This window comes from Leptospira kobayashii (assembly GCF_003114835.2).
Lineage (GTDB): Bacteria > Spirochaetota > Leptospiria > Leptospirales > Leptospiraceae > Leptospira_A > Leptospira_A kobayashii.
The window spans coordinates 1,283,727-1,298,694 of record NZ_AP025028.1; the positions used below are offsets into that span (position 1 = coordinate 1,283,727).

A 14,968-nucleotide genomic window follows, 5' to 3' on the forward strand; every position below is an offset into this window, starting at 1 on the left:
CATTATTTTGTAATATGATTTTCGATCCATCCCTCAAAAGAAAGGCATACGTGAATCCTGTTTGCTGCTTCTTCACCTAACTCAGATTTGACTTTGGAAAAAGTGGAGCCCGGGCCCACGAAATGTATTACTTTTTTAAGGATAGGGTATTTGGATGTAATGATATTGAATTCGGATCCGCTTCTCCAGAAAGCAGCCTTGATCTTTTCCGGATCGAAGTTTGCGGGAATCTCCGGAGCGGAAAGGTGATAAGTAGGTATCAATTGGTAAGTTGTCTTGGAAAGATCCGAATCTTGATGGGATAATTTGACAAAATTCGGTTTTCGATGGAACAAGGTTTCTATTTTCAGATCTTCCAATTCTCCAAGACCGTCAACGGAACCGTGTACCCATACTCCTCTTTTTGCAAGCTCTCTCCATGTTGTGAGTCCTGAAGTCCAAACTATCTGTGTTTTCGGATCTATGATCAGATCCTGCGGGAATGCATAACCACGGGCGATAAATAAATCGGAATTAGGTGGTATTTTGTAGGCTATTCTTTCTCTTTGCCTTTGCGCCATCTTAGCTTGTGAAGGCCAAACTTCATCGATGGAAAAATGAAGATCCGGTTTCGGCTCGATTCCTTTTTTCGATAAGTTTTCCTTTTCGTCCGTTTCACCTTGCAAAAACCTCACCTGGCCGTAAGGACGGATGATTACTGATACACCGATTTTCTGATGACATCCTCCGCCAAACCGGGATAATATTTCCCTTTCCGTTTCCGAAGATTGTTTCGCTTTCGGATCGGTTAGTTTTGAAAATAGATCTTGAGTTTCCTTTTCGTCTTCCCGAACTTCCACACAAAGGGCGCCTTGTGCCGGTGCGTTCGGGTTCAAAGAAAGAGGAAGAATCATAAGCAAACATTGATTTAACGAATGACGTAAAAAGTTCCGGATCTCGGCAAATTCCGATATATCTTCTGATAAAAAATCCGAATTCAATAAACGATCTAACGCAGCTTTTGCGATAATCAAACCGTGTGCGTCGCTTTCCAAAAATTTTTTGATCCTGGTTTGTACATTTCCACGGATGGGGGAAAAAGACAGGTTTGATTTTGCCAAAGGATCGGGTAGGTATTCGGAAAAGAATTTTTGCAGATTGAACTCTCTTCTGGGTGAGGAAGTGCAAAATGTCAAATTCTGATCGGGATTTTGCCAGGCGGATTTTTTAAATAATAAAACATCTCTTTGATCTTCCCTAGGTAATACGGAGATAACGGATGTTCCTTGTCTTTTTTCAAGATCCAAATCTTTCCAGGAATGTACAATGGCATCCACTTCGTTCTTTAATAAATCATCTTGCAGGTCTTTGGTAAAAATTCCTTTTCCTGCAATTTGCCAGAGAGGACTTGTCAGATCCTTATCCCCGGAAGCTTCTTTGAATTTGTAAACGATCGTAAGGTCGGGGTTTGTATCTTTTAGTTTTTTACCGACGGTATAAGCTTGGAGTTTGGCCAGAGTGGAAGATCTTGCGCCAATTGTTATTTTTCTAGACAAGCTAAGTCTTCCCATCCGTGTAAAAGATGAATTTGTTCTTCTTCGCGTTCTCGTGTTAGTTCTTCAATTAAAGAAAGAATTTGAGGGCGAAGGTTTGTCAGATGATTTTCCGTTTCGGTGATATTTGCTAAGATTTCCTTAAAGGAAATATATTTGGTATTCTGAGGAATGTGTTCCAATTCGGTTTCGGCACGAAAATCTATAATCAATCGTTTCGGTTTTATATTTGGAGTGAGTTTTTCCGGAAAATAGGAAGATGCGATCACTAAAGATTCCGATCTGTCGGTATAGTCTTCCCAAAGTGAGGTTTGAATTGAGTAACGTGATTTCAATTCGGACAATCGTTCCGGGTTTCTTGCTATGACTGTAACCGATCTGCCTTTCTGAATTAAGTAGGGGAGAATGGCTTCGGCTAATTTACCACTTCCGAATAAACTAATAGACTCGTTTTCTTCTAAAAAGGAATCTGCAATGCTACCGTAAGTCTGTCTTCCTTGTCCGGTTAGTAGTTTGGAACGAACGATTTTTGTTTGTTCCAAAATTTGATCACGTAATTTGTGTAAGTTTTTCGAAAATGGAGAATCGTTCAGATTTTCCTTTCGGAAACGATCCCGAAATTGGGCGAGAATCTCACTTTCTCCGAAAAGTCGGGAATGAACTCCTGTGACTATTTCCAAAATCAATTGGTATGCTGCAAAGCCGTTGTGGAGAGAAATGTTTTCAGGGATGTTTTCTGTGGAAACCAATCTGTCATCGCCGATATAAACGGAGCGCATGCAAGTATGCCAGGAAACGAAACCGTCCAGTTCCTTCGTAGCTCTATCTTCCGCATCATCATGCAATACGATTAGGTTTCCCCACATGATTCTATCTTATCAGAATTAAGCTTCTATTTGTCACGGGATTGTCAGCCTTTGAAAAAATAATTTTCTTAATTGATTCTCATTCTCATTTTATTCGCCGAGAGAAGCATGTAAAAAATTGATATGTACGATCAGTTTCTTTTGGTAAGGCGAGGCTCTTATGCGTCTAATGACCACTATGGTTGATAAAATCCAAATCTCTGAAGATGAATTAAAACAAAAACTCACTCCCGAGCAATACCATGTAACAAGAAATAAAGGTACAGAACGTCCTTTTACGGGCGAATACTACCAACATAAAGAGAAAGGAACTTATCTCTGCGTATGTTGCGGACAGGAATTATTTGATTCCGAAACAAAGTATGAATCGGGGAGCGGTTGGCCTAGTTATTACCAAGCCATCAACGAATCTGCAATTGAAACGGAAGTGGATAAAAGTCATTCCATGCAAAGGGTGGAGATCCATTGCAGCAAATGCAACGCCCATCTCGGTCATGTGTTTCCGGACGGTCCCAAACCTACAGGACTTAGATACTGTGTGAATTCATTATCCTTAACTTTTAAAAAGGAAGGATAGGGATAAGAAATTTTATTTTGATTCGGAGAGCCAGGTTACTGTTTCTCCGCAGTTTTTTGCTACAACGGCAGTGGGAGAAGGGCCGGGTTTTTCTTCAAAGCTGACCGCTCCAAAGTTAACACCGATTCTGTGATAAATTTTTCTGGCGAGTTTGGACAATTGATTCGCTTCGCATTGATTCCCCAATTTGGATTCTATGCGGGAGATCATAGTTAATAATTCTGCATTCCCTTCCGAATCTTTCATTCCGATTGCGGATTTGAGAACGATTGCTTTTTTCAGATATTCTCTGGCTTCCGAGTAACGGTTCGTTGTAATGGAATGTTTTGCTTTTTCCTCTAAATCTTCGATGATCTGGGGGATGCGGGAAAGACGAACCTCATGAAGGATTTCTTCCGCAGTTTTGTCTAAGACAGGATTTGCGTAGAGATTAGGCAACCCGCCTATTATTGCGACAAATAGACAGAGGATTATTTGGAATAATAGGCGAGAATGTTGCACAATGTAACTAATGCAGTAATCATGCCAAATAATCCAAAATAAATCGACTAGACTTCTTTTGATAAAAAAAGAAACTGTAAGATAGCCTTGGTCGAGTGATCGCCTTTTAGAAAAACGGTAACGTTTCCTAGGGGGAGGAAAGTCCGGACACTAGGGGACAATCGGACCGAGTAATCCTCGGGGTGAAACGGGGAGACCCTTTTTATACGGAAAGTGCAACAGAAAGCAAACCGCCGAAACTATTTTAGTTGGTAAGGGTGAAAGGGTGGAGTAAGAGCCCACCGCTTATTTTGTAAAAAATAAGGCATGGTAAACCCTCCGATGTGCAATCTCAAGTAAACAACCGTTATGAGCCTGTCCCGCCAGGTTGTGGGTAGAGAGCATTAGATAAATGATCACATAGAACAGAATCCGGCTTACGGGCCAAGGCTACTTTTTTCTTTTTCACTTCATTTCTTTTCCATGGATCTCCAGTATAGTTTTATGAAACAATACCTGATTCTAAGTTTTTTACTTTTGGGACTTAGTTTTTGCGCAGGTGGAAATATCAAAATCAAATTGAATCCGGATCTTTCCGGCAATTTTTCCATCTATCAAAAAAAGATTAAAAACAAAACTCCGTCATCCATCGGGCTTGGGTCTTATCTTTCTCCTGTTTCCGAAACAGAATTGATCTTAAGAGAAAGGACTTTTCAGTTTAAAAATATAACATCCGTTCTGCCTCCGGGGATTCGATTTGTCATCTATAAGGAACAGGGAGAAGACTACTCCACGTTTCTTATTACCGTAGACACATCTTCCCTGTCTCCTTTGCTAAAGACTCTTGAAATCAATAAAGAGGAAGTTTTGGCCTTGGTCAAAGAAGCAAAAACCAGAGATGATATTTACCGTTTTAATAATTTGGCAGAACACATTCAGTTCGAAATATTTTTACCATTTAACGTAAAAGATGTGGTCTTCGCCGAATCACGTACTCCGGGGGATTGGACTGCCCGCCACGACGGAGGGGGAAAAGTCGTTGTCAATTTGCCTCTTGCTTCTTTTTGGGAAAACGAATTTCAGCAAACCAGTATTATTGTCAAATTCAAGGAGTAGTCCGGTAGTAATTGGCAGAAAGGCGAACTTATATTGAAAAAAATTGGAGAAATGCGGATTCGCCTTGGCGGGAAGGTATTTTTGTGTTAGGTGTTTGGGTGCGAGCCCACGATCCACTCCCCCCAATCCCTATGCAGGGTGGGGGCTACCGATTCCACCCGCGCCATAATTATGTCACAAACCTTTTTTCCCGAAATACTTTTCCTCAAGCTCCAGGATGATTTTTTTTAAGACCGTCCTTCTTTCATTTTGATCAGGCAATCTTTCCTTCAATGTTTTTCGGACCAAAAACAATCTTTCAAATAATTCCCCGTCTTCTTTCGGAATTATATCTTCAAATAACTTACGTAATGTGGCTGTCAAACCGGCAAATTTCCCGTCTGTGGAAATGGAAAATTGAACCGGACCTAAATCTACCAGAGACGAGGAATAAAAATCGCAATTGGGAGGATCATCGACTGCATTTGCCAAAATACCGAGGGAATTTGCGTGCAATCGAAATCGTTTGTTGGTTTCGGAATCATTGGTTGCAATAAAAATCAAATCGCGACCGACGAGGTCTTCTTCTTTCGCTTCTCTGATTTGTAGAATAATGTCAGTATGTTCTTCCGTCCAATTTTGAACGAAAGGATTGACTTCTTTTGTAATGATTGTTATGCGAGCAAAGGTTCCGTCCAAACCTTGGAGTTTTTCCAAACAGGCAAGTCCTCCCCCGATCAGCAGAACGTTTTTGTTCTCAAGATTCAGGAAGATGGGATATTTTTTTGCCAAAGGATTATCGTATTACGGTCGTAATTTGTTCTGAACTTTTTTGATTTGGTCGAATGCGAATGGCTTCGCCGACATAAAGAATGCCGGGGCCAGTGGATATTTTTTGAATCCCTTTGGTTTTTGCTTCATCAAGAGTTGTTATGGAGAATATTTCGTTTTTACCGGAGATATTTTCCACTAGTGCCATAGGAGTGTTTGGTGAGATCCCTTTGTCGATCAATTTTTCAGCAAGCTCTTTGATCTTTCCGGTTCCCATGAGTATGGCTATAGTCCCTTGGAAATTTTCCATACCCGACCAACTTTTCTCATCTTCCAAAATGGTGTGTCCGTCCAGAATGATTACTTGTCTGGAAATTCCTCTGAGAGTAAGAGATGTTTCCAAAGCGGCCGCGCCTGCGGTAACGGAACTGATTCCCGGAATGATTTCAAAGGGGATGTTGCTCTTTTTCAACGCTTCCAATTCTTCAGCTAACCGACCAAATATGGAAGGATCGCCTCCCTTCAGACGGACAACTCGTTTGTCCGATAAAGCATACTCGGTAAGTAAGGAATTAATTTCTTCCTGCGTGCGGGAATGTTGGCCGCTGCGTTTTCCCACATAGAGGCAGATGGCATGATCCGGAAAAATTTCCAAATAAGAAGAATCAAGAAGTGCATCATATAAAATCACTTCCGCCTTTTGAATCCGATCCAACCCACGCACAGTCAACAGGTCGACCGACCCGGGTCCGCCTCCTACAAAACTGACAAAGCCACGGCCGGACTTTGGAAAGGGCTCTGTTTTGATTTGGGGATCCATCTAAATATAGTTTACTTAGGGTTTCTTTTCTTCGTCAAGATTTTCTCTGCGAAGTTGAATGCAACGTTCGTTTGAGCAGAAGATCTTTCGAAAAATTCGAATGAAATAGCAAACTCTGCCAATATTTTTTACAATTCTCCCATTTTTTTATTTACCCTAGGGTGGAATTGCATGGATCATTTAATTTATAAGACCATTTGGACGTTTTACTGAATTTTTTCTGCAAATTTCAAATTACGCTAAGAACCTTCGGGTCTTTCGCGCAAAATTCTCGCTCCATCGGACTAAATATATCTTTAAGGACCCCGCTGCTCCATGCTTTCGGATGATAAACGAGCCAAATTCCTTCAGCTTTTAAAAGAGACCACTAAAGACGAGTGGGTGTGGATGAATGGATATTTATCCGCACTTACGGAAACCTTAGGTGCACTTCCTCCTACTACGACAAGGGTCGTCGGTTCCGCAGGTGAAGACACGAACACCTCGTTTTTACCTGCAGAAGTCGAGTCAGTCAAACCGGCACCTATCTCGTGTATGGTGGTTTATGGAACGGAAACAGGAAATTCCAAAAAATTATCCACTGAATTTGTAAAAAAATTAAAAGCGGCCGGCCATTCCGCAAAAGTGAAAAGTACCGAACAGTACAAACTGTCCGACTTGGACGATGAGTCGTATTTTTTTGTAATTATCGCCACTCATGGAGACGGAGATCCTCCTGCAGCTGCAAAATCATTTGTAACAGGATTGCAGGAAAGAAAAAATCCTTTATCCAATCTCAAATTCGCTATACTGGCGCTAGGTGACACCTCCTATCCTTTGTTTTGTAAAACGGGGGAAGACGTAGACTCAATGCTGAACGCTCTTGGTGGAACTAGAATTCATGAACTGGGCAAATGTGACGTTGATTATGAAGCGGTGGCATTGCCTTGGATTGATGATGTTGTAAGGAAACTAGCCATCAGTTCTTCCAATACGGTAGCGGCAAAAACGACTGCGAATCAGAAAGCAGCCAAACCGGCAGGAAGAGCTGTGTATGACGCGAAAGTTATCACCAATCTAGTATTAAATGATGTTGGCGCTACCAAGTCGACCAGGCATATCGAATTGAAAGCGGATTCTTCCGTTGCTTATGAGCCCGGAGACAGTGCCGGTTTTTTCGCACATAATTCTGAGTCGGAAGTGGCGGATGTTTTGAAACTGCTCGGGTTGGGAAAAGAAGATCGAATCCAATGGCAAGGCGAAACTTGGATGGCAGGGGATCTTCTGACAAAAAAACTTTCCATTCGGTTTTTACCGGAAAGAGTGATTAAAAAATACGAAGAATTAACTGGTAAAACCGTAGTACCCGGTAGAAAGGACTTGGATGCGCTTCTTACCGATTTTAAGTTTGATTCCGGTTTTGATTCCAAAAAAATCTTTGAGATTTTGGAACCTATGGTTCCCAGATATTATTCCATTGCTTCTTCTCCCGCCGCACATGGAGAAAAGGAAGTTCACCTAACGGTTGCCGAATTGGAAATCGAAACCAGAACCGGAACAAAGCCTGGGCTTTGTTCCGGATATCTTTCTTCATTTGCGGAAGGTTCCTCCATTCAATTTTTCATTCAGAAAAATCCTTCCTTCCGACTACCTCCGCCTGACTCCGATTTGATTATGATAGGGCCGGGAACTGGGATTGCACCTTTCCGCTCTTATCTTTTCGAAAGGGAATCAGCAGGGGGAAGCGGTAAAAACTGGTTGTTTTTCGGAGAAAGAAATTTTGTCTCCGATTTTTACTACCAAACCGAGCTCCAGGCTTTTATGGACACCGGTCTTTTGAATAGACTCAATACCGCTTTTTCCCGTGACACCAAACAGAAAGTATATGTTCAGGACCGGATGGAAGAAAATGCAACGGAACTTCTGAAATGGATCGAGGCAGGAGCCTATATTTATCTTTGCGGATCGAAAGATCCGATGAGCAAAGACGTAGATGCAAAGCTCATAGACATACTTTCCAGAAGAACATTTCGTACCGAGATAGATGCTTCCGATTTTTTAAAAGAATTGGAAGAGTCCGGAAGATATAAAAAAGACGTTTATTAAGGATAAATATATAATATGTCCACACCTGAAAAAAAAGAATCATTAGCCGAAAAAGTCAAGAGATTGAGTCGTGGTTTGCGAGGAACCCTGGCCGAAAGTTTGAAGGATGAACATACGGGTTCCCTTCGTTCCGATGATCAATTATTATTGAAGTTTCACGGAATGTACCAGCAGGATGATCGCGACAGAAGAGACGAACGCGCGTTAAAGAAACTGGAAAGACTTTATTCGTTTATGATTCGTCTTCGTATTCCAGGCGGAATGATCGGACCGGTTCATTGGGAAGCTTTGCATAATGTAGCGGGTCAAAATGCAACGGGGACGATTAAAATTACAACCAGACAAACGGTTCAATTGCACGGAATTTTAAAATCAAAAATCAAACCGACGATCAAAGCATTTGATCAGGTTTTTTTGGATTCAGTCGCAGCTTGCGGGGATGTAAATAGGAACGTAACATGCACCGCCAATCCTTCGACATCTCCCATCTACAAAGAAGTGTTTTCATATGCGGGAGAAATCAGCCGTTCTTTGTTGCCAAAAACCAGAGCGTATTATGAAATCTGGCTCGATGAAGAGAAGTTAGCTGAGAAGGAAGAACCTCTTGATCCTTTATACAAAGATCTTTATTTACCTCGAAAGTTTAAGATCGCAATTGCGATTCCTCCTTATAATGATGTAGACATTCTGACAAATGATATAGGTCTTATAGCAATCATTGAAAATGATGTATTGCAGGGATTTAATGTTTCCATCGGTGGAGGACTCGGAACCACTCATGGAAATCCTGATACGTATCCTAGAATTGGATCAGTCATCGGCTTTGTTCCTAAAAAGGATATTTTAAAAGTCGTATATGAAATTGTAACGGTGCAAAGGGATTTTGGAAACAGGGAAGATCGAAAACTATCTAGACTGAAATACACTGTTGATCGTTTGGGTTTGGATTTTTATAAAGCGGAAGTGGAAAAAAGGACCGGGATCGGTTTTGAAAAAGCCCGCGATTTCAAATTCACTACCCGCACGGATGAATTCGGTTGGTCGCAAGATAAGGCGGGTAACTGGCATTATACTGTTTTTGTGGAAAACGGTAGAGTATTGGATGAAAACGGTTATCTTTTAAAAACCGCGCTGCTGGAAGTTTCCAAAACAAGAAGGGCGGTATTTCGTTTTACCTGCAACCAGAATGTAATTCTTTCCGATATTTTTCCGAAAGATAAGGATACGATCGAATCCATTCTTGTCAAATACGGTGTCCACAAAAAAACCACGGAAGCCTCTCCCATTCGCAAAAATTCGATTGCTTGTGTGGCATTGAGCACTTGTTCGTTGGCATTGGCGGAAGGACAGAGATACCTTCCGATTCTGGTAGATAAAATCGAAGGACTTCTTTCCAAACATAATTTACAATCGGAACCGATTTCGATCCGAATGACCGGTTGTCCTAACGGATGTGCGAGACCTTATATTTCCGAGATAGGACTTGTGGGAACCGCTTACGGAAAATACAACCTTCATCTGGGAGCGGATTGGGAAGGGATGAGATTGAATAAAAAATACAAAGAGAATTTGGATGAGACTGCGATCTTGGGAGAGCTGGACAATTTGTTCGGACGTTTTTCCAAAGATCGTAACGGCAAAGAATCCTTCGGTGATTTTACCAATCGGATCGGAATTTTGAATTAATTCCCTATTTTGAATTTTAAGAAATATTTTTGAAGAGAAACGGGTTCTATTCTGAATTCGTTTCTTTTTGCGCCCCGGATGGAAGGAGCGCCCTCGCCGACTGACAGCCGGAAATGGCGCCCGAAAATTTACGATAGATGATAGTTTTTCAAGAGAAGCAGCAATCGTTTGTTATGCGGTTGTTGGACTTTCTTTTTTGGATCGGTAGTTCCAATAAGTAGAGAGCAACCAACCGCTGATCAAATGCCAGATTCCCCACCACGCGCAGATTAAAGCCATACTTCCCAACCCGTCAAAGAATCCGAAAACAAGTGCAAGCCCTAACCCTGAGTTTTGAATCCCTGTTTCAATCGCGATGGTTCTTCTGTCCGCGATCGGCAATTTCAGGATTTTTGCAAAAAAATAACCGCCGAACAAACCGGCTGCGTTCATTAAAAAGACTAGTCCGAAAAGTATATGGATATAATTCAAAAAATACTTCCAGTTGGCGGAGAGTGCACCTATGATAAATACAACTAACAATGCTAAGGAGAAATAACGGATCGGTTTTTTCAATTTGTTTGCGATTTTAGGGAAGAAGTAACTGAATAAAATCCCGAGTAGTAAAGGTGTAATCAGTATAAATAAAATCGATACGAACATCTCGGCCGGATTCAAAGCGATGGAACGAAGGTAAGTTTGGGAAGGAGGGTATAAGCTTCCCCAAAAAAAGAATCCGAGCGGAGTTGTAAAAACGGACACCGTTGAGGAAAAAGCGGTGAGCCCGATCGAAAGTGCCAGGTTTCCACCGGCAAGCAAACTGAAAAAATTGGACATATTCCCGCCGGGACAAACCGCCACAAGTATCATCCCCAAAGCGAGGCCGGGATGCGGATTGACCGTATACAGTATAGCAAGTGTTAGAAGTGGTAATAGTATGAATTGGCTGAAGATTCCTGCAAAAGCCGGTTTCGGATTTTTTAGTAAATTGATAAAATCGGCTTTTTTCAAGTCGAGAGCGATCCCGAACATAATAAAAGCCACAAACAGATTGAGTAAAAATAAGCTGTCTTTGTTGAAATTTAACCTAACATCATTTAGATCCATTTTATGCGGTCCAGCTTACTAAGATCTCACGATCTCCGTTGAATGGTAGACGTCCATGGGATACGGAATAATTATCAATGATGAGAACATCCCCGTTTTCCCAACGGAATGCAGAGAGATTTTCCCAGAAGGTATTACAAATGGCGGAGATTTCCTTGGAAGTGAATTCTTCTCCGTCTCCGTAAGTGACATGCATCGCATAGTTTGAGGAATCGCCGAGTTTTTTAAACCAAGTAATGACCGTTAGAAGAAGGGCTACGCCAAGTGAGCGCAAAGTTTTTTGTCTTTTGAAGATTTTCCAGACTTCTATGACCGGTGTATCAAAATGGAACACTTGGGTATGGTTATGCCATGCAGTGGTTCCCAACTTAGGGTGTTTTCTGAAGCCGGATTGTTTATTGAAGATTGTAAGAGAATCTGTTCCTTCCCATTTCAAGTCGAAACGGTTCTTTTTTGCAATTTTTTCCACCTCGGAAATGTTAGTTGTATTAAACATTTCATCCCAACGTTTTGTTTTCCATAAAGAAAATCTGGATCCTGAACTTGGCCCGTCGTATTTTCTTTGGTAACGAATCCCTTTGGCTTCGATTTTCTTTTTGATTGCAGGGTCTATCAGACTATAAACTTTTCTAAGATCTGTCAGCGGAGTTTCTCCACCGTAATAGCTGGCCTGTTTTGCGAAGAAAAAAAGTCTTTTGGGAGGGTTGTCCAAGAAACTCATTTCGGCATGTTGCATGATAGGGTAGTGGGCTGGGAGTTCGCTAGCTGTGAAAACATAATCGGTAAGTTTGTCTCTCGGAGAAGTTCCCAGATAAAAATCACCTAACTTATCTTTTGTGGCAAGTGCTACCGCTTCAAAATCCAGAGCGGTTTTTAACCCGAATCCCCGGAGCAAAATAGCGCCGTAAAGTCCCAGGTCCCTCTGCCATTCTTTTTCGTTTTTACCGATCCAATTTACAATCGAATCTTTATTCGCTCCCTCAGTTGCACGATAGACAATGGGAAGTTTTTCTTCCGATAGGAAAGTTTTCTCGAAAATCGAAGGTTTTTTGACTGTGCTGCGGACTACCATTTTTCCAGTTTCAAAAGACTGTTTTTTTATTACAAGTCGTTTCTGCTATATTGGATATTTTTTTGGTGATATTGGACGAGTCCTGGAATCAATTCAGAAAGCGGGATCTAAGTTCTGGTGTTGGCATCATACATGCTTCTGTTCTACCGAACAATCTGTATCTGGATTTTGCCACCAGAGTGTATACAAAATCACGAAGGAAAGGGGGGAAGAGGATAAGTATGTAAAAGATTTTCCAGAGACCACCTAACTCTTTTAATACGTGGAGACCTGCCGTGGAGCGAAGATAAAACCGGTCTCCTTGAACAAGTACAAATGAGTCGAAGTCCTCTTTCGGAAGATTGAATTTTCTCAAAAGACTTTGACCTGCTTCCGATTGTAAGGCGGCAAATTTGAATTTGCCTTTTGGGTCGTTTTTGATTGTGAATTGGACAACACCGTTGCAGAGATTGCAGACTCCGTCAAATAGAAGTATATTTTGAGGTTCTGTCATGATGTTCCTTTATTTAGACGGGGAGTATGGGTTTTGGGATGCGACATAATGTGGGGGTGGATCTGTGGCCCCCGCCCTGTGTAGGGTTGGGGGGTGTGGCTCGTGGGCTGCCGGAAAACACCTAACACAGAAAATATTTTTCGGCAATCGGGATATCGGTTTCCCGGATTTTTTTTCACAAAAAGTTCGCCTTTTTGCCGGAAATCGCCGGCCTTTTCGGATTTGCGAAGAGAGTATCCGATCTGTCCTTTTCTACGTTTTAAATCAACATCCCAGCGCCGACGGTGTTGTTCGTTCCTTCATCCACCAAAACGAAACTTCCTGTTCCCCGATTGTGTGCGTATGGATCATATGCAATCGGTTTGGCGGTCTTGATTTTGATCCGACCGATTTCATTCAAGGAGAGTTGGTCAGCTGACTTTTTTTCATGAGTTTGTGTTTCGATTCGGAAACTGATTTCTTTTACTGCCGATTTCACCGAACCAGTTGTTTGGCGGAGAAGATATTTGTTCCCAGGTAAAAGTGATTTTGCATCCATCCAACAGATATCCGCCTCGAGCTCCTGAGAGACGGAAGGTTCTTCGTTTGCGGGAACGATCATATCTCCCCGGCTGATATCAATATCATCTTCCAATAAAATGGTAACCGACATAGGTGCATGGGCTTCATCAATGGAACCGGCAAACGTATCTATGGATTTGATTTTGGATTTTAAACCGCTCGGGAGAACCGTGATTTGATCGCCTTTTTTGAAACTTCCACTGCGGATTTGTCCCGCATAACCTCTGTAATCGTGATGTTCGTTTGTTTGCGGACGAATTACATATTGAACAGGGAATCGCGGCTGGTGTTTTTTTTCATCGGAAAGAATTTCCACTTCTTCCAGATAACCGAGTAAAGTATTTCCTTTCCACCAACCCATATCTGTTGAAGGATCGACAACATTGTCTCCTCTGAGAGCTGAGATAGGAATGAATTCTATGGATTCAAGTCCGAGGTCTTTTGCAAATTCGGTGTATTGGTTTTTAATCTCTTCAAATCTCGTTTCCGAAAAATCAACCAAATCCATTTTGTTGATGCAAACTACAACATAAGGTATCCGAAGAAGGGAGACGATATAGGAATGTCTGTAAGTTTGTTCGATCACACCTTTTCTCGCATCAATCAGGATGATCGCCAAATCAGAGTTAGAAGCCCCCGTTACCATATTGCGCGTATATTGCACATGGCCCGGTGCATCTGCGATGATAAATTTTCTTTTGGGAGTCGAAAAATACTTATAGGCGATGTCGATTGTGATGCCTTGCTCTCTTTCTGCTTTAAGGCCGTCCGTGAGTAGAGCCAGATTGATTTCCCCGTTGACTTGGCCTGCTCTTTCGATCGCATCCAATTGGTCTTGGAAAACGGATTTGCTGTCGTATAGTAGTCTACCGATTAGGGTTGATTTGCCGTCGTCGACGCTTCCTGCAGTGATAAATCTTAATAAATCCATTAAAAATAACCTCCTCTTTTTCTATCTTCCATTGCGGCTTCCGATCTTTTATCGTCCAATCGGGAGCCCCTTTCCGTTGTGCGGGAGATTTGAATTTCGCGAATGATATCATCGATATGATTTGCCTCGGATTCCACTGCGGCAGTGCAAGTCATGTCGCCGACTGTTCTGAATCGAACCGTTCTTTCTTCCACTTTGTCCGTGTTGTCCAAGGTGATGAATTTCGAGACTGGAAAAACAAGATCGTCTCTCCATACGATTTCCCTTTTATGAGAGAAATATAACGAAGGCAATGCGATGTTTTCCGAACGGATATATTCCCATACATCCAGCTCTGTCCAGTTGCTGATAGGAAATACTCTTACGTTTTCTCCCACATGGATTTTACCGTTGTAAATATTCCAAAGTTCCGGTCTTTGCAATTTCGGATCCCAGCTACCGAATTCGTCTCTGACTGAAAATACTCTTTCTTTTGCTCTCGCTTTTTCTTCATCGCGTCTTGCTCCGCCGATACAAGCGTCAAACTTGAATTCGGCGATGGTATCCAGTAATGTTACCGTTTGAATTCCGTTTCTACTTGGAAATTTTCCTTTTTCTTCTACGGCTTTCCCCTGGTCGATCGAGTCCTGTACATAACGTACGATCAGTTTCTCTCCGATTTTAGCGGCCAATTCGTCTCTAAAGTCCAATGCTTCCTGAAAGTTGTGGCCAGTATCGATATGAACAAGGGGAAAGGGAAATTTGCCAGGACGGAATGCCTTCAAAGCCAAATGAACCAGTGTGATGGAGTCTTTTCCTCCGGAAAAAAGTAATGCCGGTCTTTCAAATTGGGCTGCTACTTCTCTGAGGATATAAATAGATTCGGCTTCTAACTGTTGTAAGTGGGAAAGTCTGGATTTTGTAGTCATGAGTT

General features: G+C 41.9%; 14 protein-coding genes and 1 other RNA gene. 5 read left to right on the top strand and 10 right to left on the bottom strand.

Annotated elements, in window-relative coordinates:
- Positions 1–2: 2 nt before the first annotated feature.
- Entirely contained in the window at positions 3–1,535 is a 1,533-nt protein-coding gene (locus tag DI077_RS05670; protein WP_109018441.1) for a type 2 periplasmic-binding domain-containing protein, read from the bottom strand.
- Positions 1,520–2,398 (bottom strand): NAD(P)-binding domain-containing protein, encoded by an 879-nt coding sequence (locus DI077_RS05675; RefSeq protein ID WP_109018442.1) that lies wholly within the window; start codon positions 2,396–2,398, stop codon positions 1,520–1,522. Before DI077_RS05675 ends, DI077_RS05670 begins: the two co-directional genes overlap by 16 nt.
- Positions 2,399–2,576: 178 nt before the next feature.
- On the opposite strand from DI077_RS05675, the gene msrB reads away from it, so the two are divergent.
- Positions 2,577–2,975 carry a peptide-methionine (R)-S-oxide reductase MsrB gene (gene msrB, locus DI077_RS05680; RefSeq protein ID WP_109018443.1) on the top strand — a complete coding sequence of 133 codons (399 nt, stop codon included), beginning with the start codon at positions 2,577–2,579 and terminating at the stop codon, positions 2,973–2,975.
- 12 nt (positions 2,976–2,987) lie between these two features.
- Here the strand turns inward: msrB and DI077_RS05685 are convergent, their stop codons facing one another.
- Positions 2,988–3,413 carry a hypothetical protein gene (locus tag DI077_RS05685; protein WP_174705604.1) on the bottom strand — a complete coding sequence of 142 codons (426 nt, stop codon included), beginning with the start codon at positions 3,411–3,413 and terminating at the stop codon, positions 2,988–2,990.
- Positions 3,414–3,559: 146 nt separating this feature from the next.
- Here DI077_RS05685 and rnpB point away from each other — a divergent pair.
- Positions 3,560–3,911: RNase P RNA component class A (rnpB, locus tag DI077_RS05690), an RNA gene on the top strand.
- A gap of 48 nt (positions 3,912–3,959) precedes the next feature.
- Positions 3,960–4,571: an LBF_1134 family protein gene (locus DI077_RS05695; protein ID WP_109018486.1), complete on the top strand. Its 612-nt coding sequence runs from the start codon at positions 3,960–3,962 to the stop codon at positions 4,569–4,571.
- Positions 4,572–4,745: 174 nt separating this feature from the next.
- On the opposite strand, the gene DI077_RS05700 is transcribed toward DI077_RS05695, so the two are convergent.
- Both DI077_RS05700 and cobA read right to left on the bottom strand, forming a co-directional pair.
- Complete coding sequence (locus DI077_RS05700) at positions 4,746–5,342, bottom strand: precorrin-2 dehydrogenase/sirohydrochlorin ferrochelatase family protein (protein WP_109018444.1); 597 nt, start codon at positions 5,340–5,342, stop codon at positions 4,746–4,748.
- Between the two features lie 4 nt (positions 5,343–5,346).
- On the bottom strand, positions 5,347–6,141 hold the full coding sequence (cobA, locus tag DI077_RS05705; protein WP_109018445.1) for a uroporphyrinogen-III C-methyltransferase: 795 nt from the start codon (positions 6,139–6,141) through the stop codon (positions 5,347–5,349).
- Positions 6,142–6,528: 387 nt separating this feature from the next.
- Between cobA and DI077_RS05710 the strand changes: the two genes are divergently transcribed.
- Together DI077_RS05710 and DI077_RS05715 are read left to right on the top strand one after the other, a co-directional pair.
- Positions 6,529–8,226, top strand: coding sequence for a diflavin oxidoreductase (locus tag DI077_RS05710; RefSeq protein ID WP_242935375.1), 1,698 nt, complete (start codon positions 6,529–6,531; stop codon positions 8,224–8,226).
- Between the two features lie 15 nt (positions 8,227–8,241).
- Positions 8,242–9,912 carry an NADPH-dependent assimilatory sulfite reductase hemoprotein subunit gene (locus DI077_RS05715; RefSeq protein ID WP_109018447.1) on the top strand — a complete coding sequence of 557 codons (1,671 nt, stop codon included), beginning with the start codon at positions 8,242–8,244 and terminating at the stop codon, positions 9,910–9,912.
- A 171-nt stretch (positions 9,913–10,083) separates the two neighbouring features.
- On the opposite strand, the gene DI077_RS05720 is transcribed toward DI077_RS05715, so the two are convergent.
- The 5 genes from DI077_RS05720 to cysD form a co-directional block, all read right to left on the bottom strand.
- The gene (locus DI077_RS05720; RefSeq protein ID WP_109018448.1) at positions 10,084–10,998 is read right to left on the bottom strand and encodes a bile acid:sodium symporter family protein; all 915 of its coding nucleotides are present in this window, start codon (positions 10,996–10,998) and stop codon (positions 10,084–10,086) included.
- Position 10,999: 1 nt separating this feature from the next.
- Positions 11,000–12,070: a TauD/TfdA family dioxygenase gene (locus tag DI077_RS05725; RefSeq protein ID WP_109018449.1), complete on the bottom strand. Its 1,071-nt coding sequence runs from the start codon at positions 12,068–12,070 to the stop codon at positions 11,000–11,002.
- 88 nt (positions 12,071–12,158) lie between these two features.
- A complete protein-coding gene (locus DI077_RS05730) occupies positions 12,159–12,563 on the bottom strand; it encodes a thiol-disulfide oxidoreductase DCC family protein (protein WP_109018450.1) in 405 nt (134 codons plus the stop codon).
- 259 nt (positions 12,564–12,822) lie between these two features.
- Positions 12,823–14,055, bottom strand: a complete 1,233-nt coding sequence (locus DI077_RS05735; RefSeq protein ID WP_109018451.1) for a sulfate adenylyltransferase subunit 1 — start codon at positions 14,053–14,055, stop codon at positions 12,823–12,825.
- Complete coding sequence (cysD, locus tag DI077_RS05740; protein ID WP_109018452.1) at positions 14,055–14,963, bottom strand: sulfate adenylyltransferase subunit CysD; 909 nt, start codon at positions 14,961–14,963, stop codon at positions 14,055–14,057. Before cysD ends, DI077_RS05735 begins: the two co-directional genes overlap by 1 nt.
- Positions 14,964–14,968: the final 5 nt, after the last annotated feature.